Source organism: Microbulbifer sp. ABF4_148 (assembly GCF_056158985.1).
Window position 1 is genome coordinate 1,100,955 of sequence record NZ_JBSWUI010000001.1, and the last position, 19,563, is coordinate 1,120,517.

A 19,563-nucleotide genomic window follows, 5' to 3' on the forward strand; every position below is an offset into this window, starting at 1 on the left:
AGCCCTCGCGGCTACCCCGCCATCGCTCAGTAAAATTACAGTGCCCGATGTGAATGAGCTCGGTCTGCTCGACGGTACTGGGCCTGGGTTTAACCCGGCAGAATGGGAGCAAGTTACTGAGCCCGGCAATATCAAAGCACTGCAGGCACTGGGAAAACTATTCTTCTTTGACATGCAGGTAGGCAGTGACGGCATCCAGTCTTGTGCGACCTGTCATTTCAATTCCGGTGCTGATATTCGCAAGGTCAATAGCATGAGCCCAGGTCTGCGACGGGCGACCGGACCGGATACCAAGCACCAGCTACTGGGGCCGAATGCGACGCTGAGCGTCAGTGACTTCGGTGGGGCAGGATCCAATCGCGGCCTACCTGTCAGCGAGCAAGCGGTAATTGCCGCGGGGGGTACCCCTGACCAGTCGGATGGTACTCCCGGTAATCCGGTTCCGCTGGGTTCCTTACCAGATGCCAGCGAGGATGTGAATGACGTGGTCTCGTCACAAGGTGTGCGCGGGACATTGTTCGGTGGGCTGGTGGAGTTTGAAGTCTCCGAGGCCGGTACGCTGCTGATCGATGACGACGGCTTCGATGACAGTGATCTGGGTGACACCTTCGACGGATTCCCGAATCTGGCGGCAGGCTTGGAAAACACCGTACGTCGTGTCGAACCGCGCAATGCACCGACAACCTACAACGCGATTTTTAATCAGCGTAACTTCTGGGATGGCCGCGCCGACCTGTTCTTCAACGGTGTGAATAACCTTGGCTTCCGCGATCCGGATGCAAAAATATTGGTGTATACCGGAGGGGACTACGTCGAGAAGGTTCGCCGTTTGTGGCCCATGTCTTCACTTGCTTCGCAGGCAGTGGGTCCCATTGGTAGCGATTTCGAGATGGAATTTATCCACCGCGGGGGCGGTGGTGGGCCGAACCATCAGTTGGGTCATAAGCTGCTGAATACTCAGCCATTATACGGCCAGTACATCAGCTGTGAAGATTCACTGTTGGGTGACTACGTCAATTGTGGTGGTGGAGAAACCCAGAAGCGCGGCGCTGACGTGATGTATGGCGAGCTCATCAAAGACATCTTCGTCGAGAAATTCTGGGGTGATGGCAACGGCAACGACATTTGCCTGCAGGCCCCGGATTTCACCACCAAGATTCCGCTGAATCAGTGTGATGACTTTGATTCACCTAACCGTACTCTGATGGAAGTGAACTTTAATCTCTTCTGGGGCTTTGCGGTACAGGCCTATGAGGCGACCCTGACTACAGGCAATACCATTGTCGACCTGCTGGCTGGCGATATGTTGGATTCCGACCCGAATGGCAACGACGGCCCGGAAACCATCATGGAACACAGCAATGGTCGTGTGCTGGTGCGCCTTGATGTGGGTAAGGGACGTCCACCCGCCGGTGCCCCGCAACAGAGCTTCCAGATTGTGAATGGTCGCTTTGTGACGGTGATGGACTGGACCGGACTGCAGCCGGATGACGATTCTGTATCGTTTGAAGACTGCTCCGAGATGGCGAAGATCGGCAACAAAGAGCAGGATGAGCACGATGCAAAGCATGCCTGTGCGATGAAGTTTGCAGAGTTCATCCATCCTTATGCGGAAACTGGTGACGAAGCGCCCTATGCGCCTAATCAGCCCGAGAGTGGAACCCTTGCCGCAGGTGAGCCAATCGGTGGGTGTACACCTCCGTATACCTCCCGGGTTTGTGAGGCGGCCGCAGCCACCATCGAGAATATCGATGAAGGGATGGGCCGTTTCCAGGCAGGTGCGACGCGCTGCGCAGCTTGCCACTCCTCAGCGGAGTTTACCGGTGCTACGGTCAGTGCCACACTGGGCTTTGGCGGTGAAGATGCAGAGCCCGGCGAAGAGCCCCCGGCGATTCTCGAGCGGATGAACACTTTCGAAAATCAGGGTGTTTATGATGCTGGCTTCTACAATATCGCCGTGCGACCGACGCCTGAGGATCTGAGTCTCGGTGCGACGATTACCACATCCAGTGGTGCTCTGATTCCGCTGTCCAAGGCGCAGTTGGCGCAGTTGATCGCGATTCTGCCCAATGACCTGCCGGCACCGTTCGATAATGCGGACAGCAAGGCTGCCGTTCAGGCGATTGCTGATGAGATTGGTGCGGGTGTTACGATCGGTGGACTGCAACTGCCGACCGCTCCGGATGATCTCACCGCGAAACCGTTCTGGATGAGCCTGGCGTGTGATCCGGAGCTGCAGGCGGAACCGGGCTTTATCTGCGACGACGAAGTCGACCTGGATGAGCTGGCCTTGCGCAATGGTTTCTTCAAGACGCCTTCTGTGCGAATGACCAAATTTACCGGTCCTTTCATGCATAACGGTGCCAAGATGAACCTGCGTCAGGTGCTGGAGTTCTACAAGACCGTTGTAGACTTCGATGCGGACGCGGATAAGCGCTTTGGCTTCGCTAACCTGAACCTGCATAACCTCGATGCGGACCTGCGTATCGTCGATGTGGGTGCAGACCGTGAGGCGGCCATGATCGAAATGATGGAAACCGGACTGACCGACTGGGGCGCTGCCTACCAGCAGGGTAAGTTTGACCATCCGCAGATCTGTGTGCCGAACGGGCACGCCAGCAACGGTAAGACCAAGCTGGTGGATATCCCGGCCGTAGGTGCCAGTGGCAGCGACAAGCGCATCATTACCTTCCAGGAAATTCTGGAAGGGGTGACCGGTCTGGCCAACGACCTGACGGCGCCTTGTGATATGCCCAGCGTGGCCAAGCCCAATGGCAGATCGAAGGTTGACGTTCCGTTAGCTCCTTAACTTCTCTGCACCTTTGCAGACCCGGGCCCGCTGCAGTGCAGCGGGCCTTTTTTGTTGCGCCGTGGAAACTCACACGGAGCGGGTGTTATTTGCCGAAATAGTAGCCCGACCAGTTTCTACGCAGTTTGCTGCAGGCGGCGCGGCGTATGACACCACCATGACTATCCCGAAGTTATGCACAGCTCTTTCCATTTTTTCTGTTAGTAAATCCCCTGGTGCACCGAGTGCAGCTTTATTCACAGGCGGATAAAGGGACGTCACCCTTAGTCGAGCTCGCCATTCCGGCGCAGGTAGGCTTCCCAGTGCTCTTCCATGATCAACTGTCGGACTTTGCCGGCGTTCAAACGCAGGATGGGTTTGCCGTCGGTACTCGACCGGCCCCTGACGCGGATCTCCCGCTCGGGATAGACCGACAGTTCCACGGGGTACTCAAAGTCCAGGTGGATGTGCTGGTATTCAATCAGCTTGCTGCCCGCGCGGATGCACACGGTATCCCGGCTAAAGATCCAGTCGAGAGCCTGCAGGTGTTGCTCGAGTACCTCGATATCGTCGGTAAAGACATGCAGGTCAATGTCGCTACCCTCACGAATCCTGCCGGTGCTCACGGAGCCGATCAGCCGCGGTGAGAATGGCTGCAAGTTTTCCATCACGTCCAGTGCCAGCAGGCGCATGCGAAACAGGCGCTGCTGGTGGCTTTGCGGATCCGGCAGTTGCCCGAGGGCATGCACGGCGTCAGAGATCTCCCCATTGGACGGGAGGTACTTGGGGTTGTATTTGTATTGCTTGCCAATAATACGGCGGGCGGCAATACGCTTGGCATCGAAGTACTGCTTCACGCCCTCATGCACCATGAGTCGGGCGGCCTCCTGCATGATGAGGTGGCGAAATCGTTGTTCCTTGTTCATTGGTCTGGCGGTTTCAGGCCGCGATCAGGTGTTGATAGGGCTTGAGGATGTGCAGGGCCTGCTCCGGTTCCATGACGCGGGCCAGTGGGTCGCGCCCGAGTACATCAAAGCGACGCAGCTGCTGCAGCTGGATGAACCGAGGTTGGTTGCCGTAGCGCTGTCGGGTGCGGCGTGGTGCCGTCATCAGGTCCAGGTGATGGCGGACCAGCCAGAGAATTTCCTCGCACACCACACCCTGGAGCATCTCCGCCCCAATGGTTTCGTGGCCACGGCTCTCCACCGCCTTGCCCACGTCATGCATCAGGGCGGCAGCCCACAGTCGTGGATCGGGAGATTGTTGGTGGGCCAGTTCAAAGGCCTGTAAAGAGTGAAAAAGGGCATCGCCCTCCGGATGGTATTTGGGGTTCTGCTGCACACCGTCGAGGTCGTAAAGCAGGGAGAGAAGGTAGTCTTGCAATAGGAATCCAGTCGATGCTGGCTGTCCGGGAATTAGAGCATCGCTTGTATGCCGGAATCTAAAGTCTATGCCCACCATGAAATGTCGGCAAGCTCTCCTATGCTTATAGCGCGTGCGGGTGGATGATCTGGGTGCCGAGGTGCAACATGGAAGAGTTCGAGCGTGACAGGGATGACTGGCGCACAATGGTCCGGAAGCTCTGGACGATCAGGAAATTGGCCAAAAGGGCAGGCCTGCTCTTATTGGCCTTCACGATCCTATTGCTGCAGGGATGTGCATTGACCAGCCTGGTACGTGATCAGACGCTGGACGTGACAGGAGGGGCTTACGATCAGTCCGTTGCGTTCCGCTGTCATGGCAGGATGGTATCGATGATGTTGTTTCCAGTGGTCCCTATGCCCCCTGTTATCCCGTGGCAATCAAAAGGCAGCGAGGCCGAAATTGTCCTGCGGTCACTGGAGGATGCTGAGCGGATTGTTGGCATCAGCATTGTCGGTGCGGACGGTGGCGCGCAGCCACAGCGCATTCTCTCGCTGGATCGTCTGAAGCGCGGCGAGGCGTTTGGGGTTGGCCAAACGTGCGGCCAGTTGGACGGCCAGCTGCTGGAGTTGGCGTATCGGGACTCACGCGCCAGGCTTACCCGGGAGCGTTTTCGTTTGTCCCTGGATGAGTCGTTGCCAACATTACGGCTCGTCTACTTTGTGAGCCCTTGATTCTGGCTGGCGGTTTCGATCAAACGGTCGGCTGACTGCGTCGAATGGCACTGCACATTTTTTGCCCCGCCCGCTCAAGCTGGCCACCTGTGCCGTTCGCCGCCGGATATCCCAACGTTATACACAACCCTTTCCATGTAATCTGTTGGTAACCTGCTGTTCACATTGGCTGTGGATAGCGCACCCGCTCAGAATGACTTGAGGCCGAACTCCCGCAAAATCTCCGCGCGTGTCCAGCAGGTCCAGCCCGTCGGGATGTTTTCCAGTGGGGTGTTGTCTTCGAAGATGGCCCGCTGCATATCGGGCCAGGCCATTACCGCGCGCGGCATCCCCTCGCTGAAGGCGTGGAACAAGTGTGGTGGATCCAGCAGGTCCTGAATCCCCTGCACCAGCGGGCGCCAGCTGTTCGGTAATAGTGTTTCCGTCAGTTGCCAGGACGGCTCCAGGCGTTCGCCGTAGCGTTCCCGGAAAAAATGGAAGCGCGCCTCTGATCCGGCCATTTCAGTGAAGTTATCCACTGACAGGCAGCCGGTGATGCTTTGCTGCGCACAGGACAGGCAGGTACCCGGCGGAATATCACACTGCTCTCCGGCAGCAGGAGAGAGTTGGAACGGTTGGTCTTCTGACTGGAAGCCACACTTGGGGCAGGCCATGGCTTCACCGGTGTCAGCGGTCAGGTCATGGACAGCCGTGGGTTCATCGCCGGGGCGCCAGAGCGTGGCTGGCTCGCCGAAGTAGGCATGACTGAAGCTGCGCACATGGGCGGTAAACTCAAAGCGGTCTTCGATGGTGCGGCGCTCGTGCGCGCTGGCTCGACGGTAGCCGTCGACGTTGGCGGTAGTCAGGCATGATTGACAGGGGCGGATGTCCTTACCGGGAAACGCGGTGCGAATCTGCTGTAAATCGTTCCCGGCCCATACGGTTCTGTCGGCGGAGTCGAGCGCAGTGCAGCAGGAGAATAAATGGGCGCGCAGCCAGAAATCTTCCCGTGCGCTTTCGTCGGCAACCTCTGGCACTTCGGCACCAAACAACATCACCGGATGGCCACGGTAGACCCAGCCCGGGCCCCGCTCCTCGAGATCCCCGATCGTCACCTGCACACCTTGCGTCAACTCAATCGCCAGGGAAGCCCGGGGTGTTGTGTCCGCTTGAGCCGCTTCTGGCGTCTCGTTTGCTATCGCTGTGACGACTGTCTGATCATCCTGCGGGTGCATTTCACTGGTGCTGCCGCGCAGGCTGGCGAGGGCTTTTTTCCACATGGCCACTAGAGGGCCTCCTCGAGTATCTGGTTAATATGGGCTTCAGAGTTGGTGATCACACGGAAGGCGACCCGCCGGGACTTTTCTGCGTCCTCGCTACCATTGGCGGTCCGCACCGGGCGCGCGGAAGAGTAGCCGACAGCGGCCACCTGCGCGCGCATTCGCGCGGCGTCAGACTCCGGAATCAGCGTGTGTACAAACTCCAGTACCGCGCGGGCGCGCTGTTGCGACAGCGACAAATTGTTGAAGTAGCTGCGGTTGCGATCCTGGCCGTCGCCCCACTCGGAGCTGGTATGGCCCTCAATGTGAATGGCGCTGATGGTGTACTGATAGGGCTCGATGGCCTTCAGATAGCGGGGGAAGAACGCGCGCATCATGTCGGTCGCCTGCGCATTCATGTCGGTGGCACCCGTATCGAACATACCCGCATCATTGAAGGCAATGACCAAATGCTCTTTGTCGATAGTAGCGCCCCAGCGTGGCAGGTCGTCGCGAAACTCTGCAAGCAGGGATTCATAGATCGCCAGCTGGTTGTCCCGGTAGGCGATGGCCAGTGCACGGATTTTTTCGCGCTCTTCCATTACCGAGCGCATCATGACCACAGCGATGCACAGAAACACCATCATCAGCCCGGCCATCAGGTCCGAGAGGCTCAGCCACTCGCTATCCTCGCTGTTGCTGCCGAGTGCGGCGTCAGCTTGCATGACGATTTTCCTCTGGCAGTGGCACCGCCAGGATACGTTGCATTTGTGCGATCAGCTGATGGTAGTCACGGGTAAACTGGCCGCTGATACTGGCCAGTGCCTCGCCCATCCCCGAGAGTGCCAGGTCCATTTCCTCACGGACCTTGCCATCCAGTGCACCGTAATGCTGACGCAGGGATTGAGCGGTGTTGGCAATATCCTGACGGATGGTTTCGGCCAGTGCCTGCTGCATCTCGCGATGGGTGGTCGCCATCGACTGTGCCAGCTCCTGCATCGCCTGACGATGTGTGCCGGCGCCTTCCTCCAGCATCGCCTGTAGGCGCGCGGGATCCAGCAGGCTGAGTCGCTGGGTCAGCTGCTCCAGGGCTGCAAAGCGTTGCTCGATCGCATCGACCTGGGTGCTGAATACCTTGTGGGTGGCTGCCAGGTTATTGTCGATCGCTTTCTGCGTGGCGCCAAGCTGCGCCCCCAGGTCGGCGAGCGTTTGCTGCTGGGCAGGCAGCAGCTGGCCAATGGCCTCGGCAGTTTTGTGTTGGGCGTCCAGTAATTGGGCCGCCTCGGTGATCTGCGCTTTCTGCATTTCAGAAAGTTGGGCGATCCCCTCGCAAAGCGATGGCAGTAAACCGATGCGGTCGTGCAGGGCCAGCAGGTTTGCCTGTTCAGCCTGCAGCATCCCCAGCTGTGCCTCACACTGGGCCACCCAGTCCACTACCCGGTCTGCCTGTTCGCGATACTGAGCGGAAGATTGCTCGAGCATCGGCGCGAGTTCTCCCAGCTGGCTGGCAAAGCGATTCAGGTTTTCACCAAACTGGACTTGCAGCTTCTGGTTGAAGGACTCCACAACCCGGGACAGTTCCCTGACCAGTGCAGTGGAGGTCTCGCTGGCGAGACGATCCAGCGCGGCCTCCATTCGCTCGCCCAGGCGCACCATCGACTGGTTCAAATCGTCAATGGTGGTAGTCGTCGGCTTCGGGTCTCCAGCGCTGGGGATGAGGCGGGTCACAACCCGCACCAGCAACGACAGCGACAGGCCCACCACGCTGGTCAAAAAAGCGGTTTTCAGGCCGCCCATCAAAATGGCGATACTTCGATCGATATCCTCGAGGGAGAAATCGAACAGGCCGATAATAATGCCGACAAACGTACCGAGGATCCCGAGAGAAGTGAGTAAACCAGGTGTTTGCTCGACAAAGCCGCGACCTCTGCCGACCACGCGGCACACAAGGCTGGCTCCTGCCAGGCAAAGCATCAGAATGATAAAAAATTCAGTAGCCTGACCCGGCGTCAGTCGTGAGAAGAACAGGTAAAGGATGTCTGACATTGCTCCACCCTAACCGATTTTCTGGAGTGTGAGTTCATGGAAAAAACTGCTATCGGGCATTTTGCCGTGTCCCTGGGCCACCAGTTTCATCGGCGGCATGGCCCGGATCAGCTCAGTCACGTTGCGCACATTGGGCGCAGACGCGCCGACAGAAGATGCTGCCATGTGCACACTGCCATCCGCCTGGATTTCAAACTTTGCCGGGCGCATTGGTAGTTGCTCTTTTTTCAACACCACCACATGCAGGCGGCCGCCTTGTTTCAGGCGCTGTACCAGCTGATGGCTCAGCTCGGTGATTTCAGTCGGTGTGAAAAAGTTCGCCAGGTCCCACAGCAGGATGGTATCCAGTCCGGACGGCGGGCTGCACTGGCGCAAGGCGGTGGTGACAGCATCGGCAAAATTACTGCCGCGCTGGCGTTGCCAGTCAATCGCGGTGTAGAGGTCTTGCACAAACAGTTCGCCCACCTGGCGCTGCAGGGCATCGACATTGCGCCCATTGCGTGGTCCGCAGTCGAGCACATTGCTGAAGGGGGACTTGCGCGCTTTCTCCAGTGCTTCACCGACCCCGGGTAGAGATACCGGTGTGCCATTGGCGGAGGAAAAATAGGCACTGGCATCTGAGGCGCCGCCAGATTTAATCGTTGCCTGTGTGGTGGCCTGTCCATACTCGAACATATGCTCCACCACATCCTTGCGCATGCCCTCCCGCTGCAATACGGACGAGCGTAATGAGACCTTGTCCAGCGCCTGGGTCAGGGAAAGTGTCGAATAGCGGTGTGCGGTGGCCCGCGGGTAGTCGGGGTCGTCCACGGTCTCGAAGGTAAACTTACCAAGATGTCGAAAGCGCGCCGGGCGTTCGGGCAAGACGCTGCCCGTATACATCATGGTATGGAAAATTGTGCCTTCTTTCAGGTTGGGCGCGAGCAGTTCGAGCAGGTAATTCAGGCCCTCGGGCTCAAAGAAGTTGAACAGGTCCCAGCACAGTACCACGTCAAATTTGCGCGTCGCGGGTTTGGGGACCAGATGCTCGCGAAGCAGTCGCCACGGATCCTCGGCGCCCTGAGACTCCTCGAGATACTCGACCAGGTCTTCAATATGGCAGGAGCAATTCAGCTCCAGAAACGCTTCCGTAGTGCCGGTCGCGAGTGGGCCGAGATCGAGAATGCGGTAGCAGGGTAAGACGACCTCGTCGACAAGGGCCGCGAGCCCGAAAGAGTGATGCTGCATGTGATCTTGCGTAACGCTGGCTGCGCTGATTGCTCTGGCGACCTCCCTGGGAAGATCGCCAGATCATCAGCGACTGCTGACGGGCTTATTCGCCCTTGTTTTTGCCGTCGTTTTTATCCGCTGCAGGCGTGCTGGCCGGCGCGGTGAACTTGGGCTTGCTGGCGGCCGGGGCCGCTTCGGTCGCTGGCGGCAGGCTGGGGTGTACCAGCTTGTCCTTGAACTCCTTGTGGCGTTCTTTCATTTCGGACTCGGTATCGACCATATCCATGGAGCCGCGGAACTTACCGCCATCATCCAGTTTGATACGCGGTGCGATCAGGTTGCCTTTAACGGCCGCAGTGCGACGAATCTCGATCAGCTCGTCTGCCAGCGCGTCGCCGGTCAGCTTGCCTTCGACCACGATGTTCTTCGCGTGAATGTTTGCGTTCAGTTCGCCGCCGGCGCCGACGGAAAGATTGTGACCTTCCATGATCACGGTGCCTTCGATGGTACCTTCGATGTGCAGGTTTTCGTTACCGATCAGTTCGCCGCGGAACTTGATGTTCTTGCCGATAACCGAATTGTCCTGGTCCGCACCGGTGGCGCTGCCCTGCGCACGCGGTTGTTCGATTATGCTGTCCATAAAAGACTTTGCATTTTCGTCCTTGTTTTCAATGATATCGTCGATAGCCATTCTCTATTCCTCCAGGGGCTATTGCTGGCTGGCTCCGCAAACATCGGGGAGTTCTTCTGGGACTTGGTCACACCCATTTTCGCTGGGCTTCGTAACAGCAGCGTTACCTATCGATCCATCCTGTGAGGGAGAAATCTGTTTGGTGGGGACACCGCGCGATAGATAGTAAGGTGGTTTTTGCCGTCAAGCTAGAGGGTTGGTCGTCGCAGGCAGGAAATATTGAAGGGAATTTGCTGGAAGGAGTCGATTAGTCAGTTGTTCGTGCGCGCGTTTAATATTTTCGGAGGTGCGCTGTCAAATTAAATTAAAAACCGTGTCATCAATTCCGAACAAAAAATCCCGTGAAAACCTCTTTTTGTGATGCAGGTCTCAAAAGTACTTGTGTACAGCTTTTCAGTTTTTATCGCACCGCTTTAGTGCTGCCGAAGAGTATCCCTGCTGCGTAATGACGCAGTCATCGTTTATTCCCGCTGGCGCAAGTGTCCCAGCTCTTGTTCAATCAGGGCTTCAAGACGATGGATTCGATCGAGGGTCTGTTGGGCGCGGGTTGAATATATATCGTTTTGGGCGATCAGATACTTCGCAGCAGCGGCGATCAGCGGATAGCGAACTTCGGTGCCATCAATGTATACCGGCCGTGCGGTATCGGGCACTGCATTGGGTGGCTCCGTCGGGTCTGGTTCCGCCTGACTAACGGCTTGCTGCTGCGCGGCCAGCGCGCGGGCCTTGAGCCCTTCCCACCCGACCCGGTCTACCCAGGCGTCGTACAGTTTACCGTTATGGATCAGTTGCTCGTAATACCTGCCATACAGGCTGGTAAGCGCCTGCTTGAGGGTCTGGCTTTTGACGGCGCTGATGGTGCCGGACGTCGAGGCGCTGCGATAGGCACCGATACTCGGGAAGAAGGTCGGGTTCAGCTGCAGGGTTTCGTTCGACAGGGACCGGGCCAGCGCGGAACTACCGACATCACCGCTGGCGGCGCTGTTGAGAATGGATGTCAGCGTCTCTTTTTTTGCGACTTGCAGATCGATGATCTGCTGGAGTTGTTGACGGTCGTCTTCCAGGTCGCGAAGGATGCTTTTGAGGATGCTGCCCGCCAGCTCGCGGTCCTTATGGCGGTCGTGCCAGTCATTGATCTGCAGGGCGATGAGAATACCGAGCACGATGAGCAGGGTTTCACCGAAGGCGTAAAACAGGTAGTTCTTGAATTTGCGCTGCAGTAAGAAGGAGTAGCGCAGCTTCTTGAACTTCATGGTGGGTCCTATTGCGGAAACGACCGCGAACGCCGGTCGTCCTCTGTGAACCACAAGTATAGGCCGGGCCTTCTGCCCGGTTGACCGGGTCAGGTCGACAGGGCGTCGAGAAACAGGCGGATCGCAGGGTTGCGCGCCGAATTGCTCTTATACGTGGCGGCGTTTTGTATTTCATAGCGGAAACGCTCGGGCAGCAGCGGCACCAGCTGACCGCTGTCCACATAACGTTGCGCCAGATAGTCCGGCAGGAAGCCGATAAAGTGCCCGGACAGCAGCATCGCCAGTCGTGCCGCCATATGGTTTGCGATTGAGCGTCTGGGAAACAGCCTGTAAAGGTGGGCGGCGCCCGAGAGGACCGCATGGCTGGGTGCGGCCAGCTCCTGTTCCGTGAGCTGTTCTTCGCGCAGTGGCGCGCTCTGCGCCAGAGGGTGCTGGTGTCCACAAAATAGAAGGGATTGATGGCTGAACAGGGGTTGGTAATCCAGACCCGGGCGCTGCGTATGCACCGGGTTAATGCCCACATCGGCGCGGTCGGCGAGAATTTCCAGTTCGAGTTCCTGCGGGGCGGCCAGCTGGATATCTACCTGTAGCTGTGGCGCCTGCTCACGCAGGGTTGCCAGTGTGGCAGGGAGATCAAGCTGTGGCATTTCCAGAACATCATCGGGCAACACGATGCGTAGGCTGCCGGTGAGCTGCGACTGGATGGCATTGACCTGGCTCTTGAAAGCCGCGAGGTGGCTGTCCAGCTCGCCAATGGCGGAAAACAGGGCTTCGCCCTCAGGTGTCAGTTTGAAGTCTGAGCGTCCACGCGAGCGGAGGCACAGGCGCATCCCTAGTCTCGCTTCCAGATCGGACAAGTGCTGACTGATGGTGGATCGGCCGATGTTGAGTGCCACTTCCGCGGGCGCCAGTCCGCCGGCACGCACCACTTCGCGAAATACCCGCAGCAGGCGCAGGTCGATATCGGCAATACGGCCGCCCAGGGCCTTGGTCTTGCTCATACGCAGTCTTTCCACATTTGTTTTGTGACTATTGGTTCGCTTTTGGTCCGGGCGCGATCAGTTAAAGTTTGATAATACCGAATTTAATATCGAAAGAATTGACTATTTATCCTCTCTGGTGCCCGGCAGAATCGACAAAATTCATTTGATAGGCCGATTTTGCAAGGAGTTAGGCGATGGATAACATCAATTCCAGCCTGTTGAAGAAACAGAATTATATTGCCGGAGAGTGGCGCGAGGGAGCGGGAACCCTGGATGTGCGCAACCCCGCCACCGGCGAATTGCTGGCGCAGGTCGCCAACGGCTCGGCCGCAGACGCCGAGGCCGCGATTGCTTCGGCAGAGGCGGCCATGCCGGCCTGGCAGGCGCTGACCGCCGCCGAGCGTGCGGCGGTCCTCAAGCGCTGGTACCAGCTGATTGTGGATAACGCCGATGACCTGGCGTACTTGCTGACCCTGGAACAGGGCAAGCCGGTCGCGGAAGCAAAGGGCGAGATTCTCTATGGCGCCTCTTATATCGAGTGGTATGCGGAGGAATGTCGCCGCGCCTACGGTCAGACGATTCCGACCCACAACCCGGCGATGCGTTTGCACACCATCCGCCAGCCAGTGGGTGTGGTGACCTGTATCACCCCATGGAACTTCCCCAACGCGATGATTACCCGCAAGGCAGCGCCGGCACTGGCAGCGGGCTGTACCGTGGTGATCAAGCCGGCGGCGGAAACCCCATTGTCTGCGCTGGCGCTGTGTCAGCTGGGCGAAGAAGCGGGGCTGCCGGCAGGCACCCTCAATATGGTGGTGGGCAGTGACTCGGCCGGGATCGGCAAAGTGCTGACGCAGGATCCGCGTGTGGCCAAGTTTACCTTCACCGGGTCGACGGCGGTGGGCAAAATCCTGATGGCGCAGTGCGCCGCTGGTGTGAAAAAAATGTCGATGGAGCTCGGCGGGAATGCGCCCTTTATCGTATTTGATGACGCCGACCTGGATACCGCAGTGCAGTCCTGTGTTGCGACCAAGATGCGCAACGCTGGCCAGACCTGTGTTTCCACCAATCGCATTTACGTGCATGAAGCGGTGCATGATGAATTTGTGGAAAAACTGCGCGCTGCGGTGGCCGCGTTACCAGTGGGTAATGGCGTGGATACCGGTGTACAGGTTGGCCCGCTGATTCACCGCCGTGCGGTGGAGCGCGTGCAGGCACTGGTTACTGATGCGGTCGCGGCCGGTGCGGAAGTGATTCAGGGTGGGGATTTCCTGTCCCACGGTGAAAACTTTTATGCACCTACCGTATTGGTTAATGTACATGACGACATGCGCATTGCCCGCGAGGAAATCTTCGGGCCGTTGGCGCCAGTGCAAAAGTTTACCGATGAAGCTGACGTAATCCGCCGGGCCAACGATACCCCTTACGGGCTGGCCGCTTATGTCATGAGTGAAAACATTCGCCGTGCCAATCGCGTGGTTGAGGCCCTGGACTATGGCATGGTGGCCTGTAACGCCGGTGTTTTCTCCACCACAGTGGCGCCCTTTGGTGGTTGCAAGGAGTCCGGGATCGGGCGCGAGGGCGGGATCGAAGGCATGGCCGAATTCTACGAAACCAAGTACTGCTGCTTCGGTGCCTGATTAGATTCAGCGCCAACCGAAAATACGTTTTTCCCGTGCGGCGGTAGCCATACTGTCGTACGGGCAATACCGGAAAAACGGGGAAACCTGGAGAACACACATGTCCGAACTGAACACTGATGCCTTCTGGATGCCTTTTACTCCCAACCGGAGCTTTAAAGCGGCGCCGCGTATTGTCGAACGCGCCGAGGGCATTTACCTGATGGAGAAATCCGGTCGCAAGATTATTGATGCGACCGCAGGCCTCTGGTGCAGCAATGCCGGCCATTGTCGCTCGGAAATTGCCGACGCGATCCATCAGCAGGCCAAGACCCTCGATTACAGCTCCATCTTCAATTTTGGTCACGAGTTGAGTTTCCAGTACGCGGAGCGTCTGGTGCAGTACACGCCGGACGGACTGAACAAGGTATTTTTTGGTAACTCGGGCTCCGAGGCGGTCGAATCCGCACTGAAAATTGCCCTGCAGTATCAGCGTGCTCGGGGCAAGTCTTCGCGCACCATGTTTATCGGCCGCGAGAAGGGTTACCACGGTGTGAACTTCGGTGGTATTTCTGTCGGTGGTATCGCCGCCAACTACCAGAGCTTCGGCCAGCCGGTAAAAGCCAATCACATGCGCCATACCCTGGATATTGAGCGCAACGCGTTCAGCCGCGGTTTGCCCGAGCACGGTGTCGAACTGGCTGAAGACCTCGAGCGCCTGGTTGCCTTCCACGGTGCGGACCAGATTGCGGCGGTCATTATCGAGCCGTTCTCCGGGGCCGGTGGTGTGGTGTTGCCGCCCAAGGGGTACCTGAAGCGCATCCGCGAAATTTGCGATCAGCATGACCTGCTGCTGATTTTTGATGAGGTCATTTCCGGCTGGGGACGCACCGGCTCCGCGTTTGCTGCCACCGAGTGGGACGTGACACCGGACATGATCACCTCGGCCAAAGGCATCACCAATGCCACCGTTCCCCTGAGCGCCGTGTTCGTCAACGATGAAATTTACAAGACTGTCGCCAGCGCTGCCCCGGAAGGTGCGGTGGAGTTTTATCACGGCTACACCTACTCCGCGCATCCGGTTGCTTGTGCGGCGGGCATGGCGACCCTGGATATTTATGAGCGCGAGGGGCTGCTGACCCGTGCCGGGGGAGAAATTGGCCAGTACTGGGAAGATGCGCTGCACAGCCTCGCCGACCTGGACAATGTCATCGACGTGCGCAATTACGGCCTGGTTGGTGCCATCGAGCTGCGCGCACCGGAGTCCCTGAAAGGACGCTTCGGTGGCAAAGCGGCGCTGGCGGCCTGGGATGCGGGCGTGATGGCCCGCGGTATCGGCGACGCGCTGTGTATGTCCCCACCGCTGATTATCGAGAAGCATGAGATCGATATGATCGTTGAGCAGTTGCGCGGGGTCATTCGCGCGCTGGCATAACGGCGAGCAGAATAGACTGGCGCGTCAGTAATTTCCCCGGCCGCGCCCGGTGCTGGCGCGGTAAACGTCTACACTGAAAACAAGCGGCCCGTTGCCGCGGTGAAAGGCTTTGCAGAGTTGGCCTTAGCCGTGGTGACGGGTCGCTTTTTTCTTGGGGGTTTCAATCGATTGGGGCTAGGGGGGTGCAGTGCGGTATGGATTGCTGCTCCTTGGCTTCAGGTTGAAATAACCGTCTACACTGAGGGCAGGCTTAACCATATTGGAGTCTGCTGTATGGCTCAGGAACAATCCTCTTCCCCGGGCGGAGCGCCCGATAATCTGCCTGAGGGCTATCGCCCGATTCTCGAAGTGCTCGGCGATAACTGGTGGCTGGTGTTACTGCGCGGTGTCTGTGCGGTGATATTCGGCATTCTCGCGTTTGCGTGGCCGGGCCTGACCCTGCTCACGCTGATCGTGCTGTTTGGTGTGTATGCGCTGATCGACGGGGTCCTCGCAATTGTGACCGCGATAAAGGGCCGCCATTCGTCGCTGCCGGTGTGGTGGCTGATTGTCGCGGGTCTGGTGAGTATTGCCGCGGGCGTGGTGACTTTTATGTACCCGCAAGTGACAGGGCTGGTACTGGTCATTTTCATCGGTGCCTGGGCGCTGGTGCGTGGCATTTTCGAAGTGATCGGCGCAATACGCCTGCGCAATGAGATTGACCACGAGTGGTGGCTCATTCTGGCCGGAATTATCTCCATTATCTTTGGTTTGATGATTCTGTTCCGGCCGGAGGCCGGTGCACTGGCACTGGTGTGGCTGATCGGCTTTTACGCCATCATTTTTGGTATCCCCCTGATCTTACTCGCGTTCCGGATGCGCAAATTACGTGGCGAGCCGGCAAGCACCACCTGACGATCGGGGTGGTGCCGGGGTTGTCCGGCACCACCCCGGCACGCTTTTCTCATGCTGTCGGCGCCAACCGTTGCGCTGGCACTTGCATCCAACGCCCCTGCGGGGGCATCATCATTTGGCTAACTCGCACGATAATTGCAGTCTTCCTGCAGGCTAAAGATACCAATAAAGCGAGCCCGTTATGGTGGAGTCCCTGATCGTTCTCGACCCGCAGGCCGACAAGAGCCTGCAGTCACAGATCCGCGAAAAAATTATCCAGGGGATTCTCTCTGGCAGTATCCCTGCGGGCCACAAAATGCCCTCGTCCAGACGTATGGCGGAGCAGCTCGGCGTTGCCCGTAACACCGTGGTACTTTCCTACCAGCAGCTCGTCGACGACGGTTTTCTGATGACCCGCGAGCGCAGCGGGTTTTATGTGAACGAGACGGTACAGGCCCAGGGCGTCATCAGTCATGCGGACCCTGCGGTTGGCAGTGTTCCGGAAGATGCGGATAAATCGTTTTGGCGTGAGCGCTGTAATCCGGTGTCGGTGAGCCGTCGGGCGCTGCATGCCCGCCCCGCGAACTGGCTCCAGTATCCATTTCCCTTTGTCAGCAACGAGTATGATCCGCGATTGTTTGCCAGTGGCGAATGGCGGGATTGCTCGCGCGATATCTATAGTGCGCGCGAAGTCGCGCAGTGGGCAACGCAGGGCGATAACGAGGACGACCGTCAACTGATTGAACAGATTTGCACGCGATTGCTGCCGCGGCGCGGCATATATGTAGAGCCCGGACAGGTTTTGCTGGCCAGCGGGCTTCAGCAAGCCTGCTACCTGCTCGGGCAATTGTTTCTTGGCAGTGAACGCAACCTGTCGATGGTTATTCCCGCCTGCGCCAATACCGAGGAGGTTTTTCGACGCACGGGTGCGGGTATTCATGCGCTGTCCCATGACAGCGACGGGCCTGTTGTTGATGCGGCACTCGATGCCAGTGACACCTGGTATCTGCAGCCTAATGCCCATAACCCCACTGCCGTCACCACAAGTCTGGAACGCCGTCGTCGTTTGTTACAGCGTGCTGGTGAGCGCGGGGCGGTGATCATTGAAAACGACTGCGAGCATGAGTTCTGCTATCACGGCAGTCCACTGCCGCCGCTGAAGAGTTTAACCGGCGGCGAGTCTGTGATTTATCTCTACCAGTTTCCCCGAGCGATTGATCCGGGCTTGCAGCTGGCATTTGTCGTGGCGCCCAAACCCGTGATTCAGCGTCTGCGCGCATTGCGCTATAACCTGCGTGAAAGGGTGCCTGCGGTAAACCAGCGGCTGCTGGCGAAGTTTATCGGCGCTGGCCATCTCGATGCGGCGACTTTCCGTATTACCCGGCAGCTGCGGGAACGCTGGAGTGCACTGGGTGAAGCTCTGATGCACCACCTGCCGAAACTCACGGTGCGGCGCGCCAGTTGCGGTACCGCGTGTTGGCTGGAGTTGCCCGATAAAGTCGATGCGGATCAACTGCAGAAACAGGCAGAGGGCCGCGGCCTGCTGCTGGAAACCGTTCGCGGCTACAACGCTTTGCGGATTGGTTTTGCTGCCATCGAGACCGATCGTATCGAAGCGGGTGTCCGCATGCTGGCGCAATTGATTAACGGTGAACTGTCACAGGGCGAGGAAACGCTGGCGAGCGCCATCGGGCGTCGTCTCAGCGCCGCGGACATCCAGCGGGAATTTACCGGCGCAGTGTTGTTGGGTACCAATGCCCTGGGAGAATCCTACCGGGTACAGGTGATGGAAGACGGTACGCTGCTGGGTTATGCCCGCAATGATGTGGATGTCGATGAGACGGATACCGGACGCTGGTGGCTACAGGGCGACATGTGGGTGCGCCAGTGGCGCACCTGGTCATACGGTCGTCAGGCGGCATTCTATGTCGTGGCTGAGGCGCACCGGATCAAATGGTTTAGCGAAGATGGTCAGCTGATCGACACTGGCATTCTTTCGCGCGAATAGCTTATCGAACCGTTCTGGTCGGCGCAGTGCGATCTTCCCGTCATCAGGCTTGTTGCCGATCGAGCTTGGCAGCGGCAGGCAGCGCTGCGGCACTGAGGGCGATCAGCGCACAGGCGATCGCGATCATCTGCGGGTAGTTGCCGCCCCCGGAAATAAAATATCCGGCCACGAGCGGTCCACACGCCAGTCCCATCTTCGAGGCAAAACCACCGAAAGCCCCCATTTGTCCGGCGACATCAAATCGCGAGGCCATCGTGAGTAAGTACGGGACGCAGAACGCCCAGGTAATCCCGGTCACCACGTTGGCGACAATAAACATCAGGGGGATGTTGCTGAGCGCAAACAGGGCCAGTCCTGCAAAGGTCACCGCCAGTGCAATGGCGAGCGGTCCTGCCAGTGCGTAGCGCTGCCCGGTGATCGCTGCCAGTGCCGCACCGCTTATGGCAATCAGGTTGGCCCAGAACAGTGTGCCACTGATAAATTCCAGTGACAGACCATAGGATTTGCCCAGGTCAAAAATAAACGCAAACAAGGCCATGTTGGCAAACTGGAAGCAGAATAGCGCCAGTAGTGTGATTAGCATGGGGGTGACACGGATTGGCGACGGTGCCGCGGTCTGCGCGGGCGTCTCTTCTGCGTTTTGAGGTAAGGGATAGTCCGGGACAAAGGGCAGCATCAGCAAGGTCACGGTACTGAATACCACCAGTGCATAAAACGGTACATAGGTACCGTGCTGCGCGACCATACCGGGTAACACCAGCAAGCCAATGGCGCCGCCGGTGTACTGCACCAGCAAGACCATACTGTAACTTCGGCCGGCGATACCGCTGCGGGCAATCGCGGCAAACCCCAGGCCGACCAACGCCCCACCCAAAATGCCGTGCACCAGCCGCAGCGGTTTCAACCACTCAATATTGGCCAGGCTGATGGTTAGCAGATCCATCGAGATTGAAGCGACCAATAGCAGCGTCGCCGCCAGTTTCCAGCGCGGAATATGCTTAACCAGCAAGGAAATGACGAAAGCCCCAATCACCGCGCCGATGGTATTTGCAAAGGTGATTTCGCCGGCCTGGGCATTGGAGAGGCCCGCGCCCGCCATCAATGAATCCACAATCACCGGGAAAATATTGACGTAATACAGCCCTGCTGAAGACAGGAATGCGAGCAGCAGGCTGGCTGCCCAGCTTGTGGATGCCACCGTTGGGAAAAAGCCGGTCTCGCTGAGGGCTGCAGGTCGGTTGGCTCCCTCGACGGCTGCACTCTGTATGGCTTGCTGACTCATGCGCTCTCCCGCGGGTTGGCGATTGCTGGGTGTGGCCGCCGT

The 19,563-nt window shown here is 58.3% G+C and carries 16 protein-coding genes; 6 read left to right on the forward strand and 10 right to left on the reverse strand.

Annotated elements, in window-relative coordinates; all coding sequences use genetic code 11:
- Nucleotides 1-40 precede the first annotated feature (40 nt).
- Entirely contained in the window at nucleotides 41-2,809 is a 2,769-nt protein-coding gene (locus ACXAD0_RS04830) for a cytochrome c peroxidase (RefSeq protein ID WP_475087224.1), read from the forward strand.
- Nucleotides 2,810-3,072: 263 nt separating this feature from the next.
- Here ACXAD0_RS04830 and ACXAD0_RS04835 read toward each other — a convergent pair whose 3' ends face one another.
- Complete coding sequence (locus ACXAD0_RS04835) at nucleotides 3,073-3,714, reverse strand: nucleotidyltransferase domain-containing protein (protein ID WP_475087225.1); 642 nt, start codon at nucleotides 3,712-3,714, stop codon at nucleotides 3,073-3,075.
- A 13-nt stretch (nucleotides 3,715-3,727) separates the two neighbouring features.
- Nucleotides 3,728-4,171, reverse strand: coding sequence for an HD domain-containing protein (locus tag ACXAD0_RS04840; RefSeq protein ID WP_475087226.1), 444 nt, complete (start codon nucleotides 4,169-4,171; stop codon nucleotides 3,728-3,730).
- 278 nt (nucleotides 4,172-4,449) lie between these two features.
- Here ACXAD0_RS04840 and ACXAD0_RS04845 point away from each other — a divergent pair, with 278 nt between their 5' ends.
- Nucleotides 4,450-4,884, forward strand: coding sequence for a hypothetical protein (locus ACXAD0_RS04845; protein ID WP_475087227.1), 435 nt, complete (start codon nucleotides 4,450-4,452; stop codon nucleotides 4,882-4,884).
- 188 nt (nucleotides 4,885-5,072) lie between these two features.
- Here ACXAD0_RS04845 and ACXAD0_RS04850 read toward each other — a convergent pair whose 3' ends face one another.
- From ACXAD0_RS04850 to ACXAD0_RS04880, 7 genes are all read right to left on the reverse strand, one after another.
- Nucleotides 5,073-6,149, reverse strand: a complete 1,077-nt coding sequence (locus ACXAD0_RS04850; protein WP_475087228.1) for a hypothetical protein — start codon at nucleotides 6,147-6,149, stop codon at nucleotides 5,073-5,075.
- The gene (locus tag ACXAD0_RS04855; RefSeq protein ID WP_475087229.1) at nucleotides 6,149-6,847 is read right to left on the reverse strand and encodes an OmpA/MotB family protein; all 699 of its coding nucleotides are present in this window, start codon (nucleotides 6,845-6,847) and stop codon (nucleotides 6,149-6,151) included. The genes ACXAD0_RS04850 and ACXAD0_RS04855 overlap by 1 nt, the downstream gene beginning before the upstream one ends.
- Nucleotides 6,837-8,168 (reverse strand): hypothetical protein, encoded by a 1,332-nt coding sequence (locus ACXAD0_RS04860; protein ID WP_475087230.1) that lies wholly within the window; start codon nucleotides 8,166-8,168, stop codon nucleotides 6,837-6,839. Before ACXAD0_RS04860 ends, ACXAD0_RS04855 begins: the two co-directional genes overlap by 11 nt.
- A gap of 9 nt (nucleotides 8,169-8,177) precedes the next feature.
- Nucleotides 8,178-9,395, reverse strand: coding sequence for a hypothetical protein (locus ACXAD0_RS04865; RefSeq protein WP_475087231.1), 1,218 nt, complete (start codon nucleotides 9,393-9,395; stop codon nucleotides 8,178-8,180).
- An 85-nt stretch (nucleotides 9,396-9,480) separates the two neighbouring features.
- Nucleotides 9,481-10,068: a bactofilin family protein gene (locus ACXAD0_RS04870; RefSeq protein WP_475087232.1), complete on the reverse strand. Its 588-nt coding sequence runs from the start codon at nucleotides 10,066-10,068 to the stop codon at nucleotides 9,481-9,483.
- A 461-nt stretch (nucleotides 10,069-10,529) separates the two neighbouring features.
- Nucleotides 10,530-11,321, reverse strand: coding sequence for a DUF6090 family protein (locus tag ACXAD0_RS04875; protein WP_475087233.1), 792 nt, complete (start codon nucleotides 11,319-11,321; stop codon nucleotides 10,530-10,532).
- An 89-nt stretch (nucleotides 11,322-11,410) separates the two neighbouring features.
- The gene (locus ACXAD0_RS04880) at nucleotides 11,411-12,322 is read right to left on the reverse strand and encodes a LysR family transcriptional regulator (protein WP_475087234.1); all 912 of its coding nucleotides are present in this window, start codon (nucleotides 12,320-12,322) and stop codon (nucleotides 11,411-11,413) included.
- A 176-nt stretch (nucleotides 12,323-12,498) separates the two neighbouring features.
- Between ACXAD0_RS04880 and ACXAD0_RS04885 the strand changes: the two genes are divergently transcribed.
- From ACXAD0_RS04885 to ACXAD0_RS04900, 4 genes are all read left to right on the forward strand, one after another.
- Nucleotides 12,499-13,944 carry an NAD-dependent succinate-semialdehyde dehydrogenase gene (locus tag ACXAD0_RS04885; RefSeq protein ID WP_475087235.1) on the forward strand — a complete coding sequence of 482 codons (1,446 nt, stop codon included), beginning with the start codon at nucleotides 12,499-12,501 and terminating at the stop codon, nucleotides 13,942-13,944.
- 100 nt (nucleotides 13,945-14,044) lie between these two features.
- A complete protein-coding gene (gene aptA / locus ACXAD0_RS04890) occupies nucleotides 14,045-15,358 on the forward strand; it encodes an omega-aminotransferase AptA (protein WP_475087237.1) in 1,314 nt (437 codons plus the stop codon).
- 273 nt (nucleotides 15,359-15,631) lie between these two features.
- On the forward strand, nucleotides 15,632-16,252 hold the full coding sequence (locus ACXAD0_RS04895) for an HdeD family acid-resistance protein (protein WP_475087238.1): 621 nt from the start codon (nucleotides 15,632-15,634) through the stop codon (nucleotides 16,250-16,252).
- Between the two features lie 181 nt (nucleotides 16,253-16,433).
- Nucleotides 16,434-18,239 carry an aminotransferase-like domain-containing protein gene (locus ACXAD0_RS04900; RefSeq protein WP_475087239.1) on the forward strand — a complete coding sequence of 602 codons (1,806 nt, stop codon included), beginning with the start codon at nucleotides 16,434-16,436 and terminating at the stop codon, nucleotides 18,237-18,239.
- 43 nt (nucleotides 18,240-18,282) lie between these two features.
- On the opposite strand, the gene ACXAD0_RS04905 is transcribed toward ACXAD0_RS04900, so the two are convergent.
- Nucleotides 18,283-19,521 carry an MFS transporter gene (locus ACXAD0_RS04905; RefSeq protein WP_475087240.1) on the reverse strand — a complete coding sequence of 413 codons (1,239 nt, stop codon included), beginning with the start codon at nucleotides 19,519-19,521 and terminating at the stop codon, nucleotides 18,283-18,285.
- Between the last annotated feature and the right edge of the window lie 42 nt (nucleotides 19,522-19,563).

Bases quoted from the DNA above. Each gene is read 5' to 3' on its own strand.
- ACXAD0_RS04855 (WP_475087229.1), bottom strand. From the start codon at position 6,847: ATGCAAGCTGACGCCGCACTCGGCAGCAACAGCGAGGATAGCGAGTGG.
- aptA (WP_475087237.1), top strand. From the start codon at position 14,045: ATGTCCGAACTGAACACTGATGCCTTCTGGATGCCTTTTACTCCCAAC.
- ACXAD0_RS04835 (WP_475087225.1), bottom strand. From the start codon at position 3,714: ATGAACAAGGAACAACGATTTCGCCACCTCATCATGCAGGAGGCCGCC.
- ACXAD0_RS04865 (WP_475087231.1), bottom strand. From the start codon at position 9,395: ATGCAGCATCACTCTTTCGGGCTCGCGGCCCTTGTCGACGAGGTCGTC.
- ACXAD0_RS04870 (WP_475087232.1), bottom strand. From the start codon at position 10,068: ATGGCTATCGACGATATCATTGAAAACAAGGACGAAAATGCAAAGTCT.
- ACXAD0_RS04885 (WP_475087235.1), top strand. From the start codon at position 12,499: ATGGATAACATCAATTCCAGCCTGTTGAAGAAACAGAATTATATTGCC.
- ACXAD0_RS04880 (WP_475087234.1), bottom strand. From the start codon at position 12,322: ATGAGCAAGACCAAGGCCCTGGGCGGCCGTATTGCCGATATCGACCTG.
- ACXAD0_RS04905 (WP_475087240.1), bottom strand. From the start codon at position 19,521: ATGAGTCAGCAAGCCATACAGAGTGCAGCCGTCGAGGGAGCCAACCGA.
- ACXAD0_RS04900 (WP_475087239.1), top strand. From the start codon at position 16,434: ATGGTGGAGTCCCTGATCGTTCTCGACCCGCAGGCCGACAAGAGCCTG.
- ACXAD0_RS04875 (WP_475087233.1), bottom strand. From the start codon at position 11,321: ATGAAGTTCAAGAAGCTGCGCTACTCCTTCTTACTGCAGCGCAAATTC.
- ACXAD0_RS04860 (WP_475087230.1), bottom strand. From the start codon at position 8,168: ATGTCAGACATCCTTTACCTGTTCTTCTCACGACTGACGCCGGGTCAG.
- ACXAD0_RS04895 (WP_475087238.1), top strand. From the start codon at position 15,632: ATGGCTCAGGAACAATCCTCTTCCCCGGGCGGAGCGCCCGATAATCTG.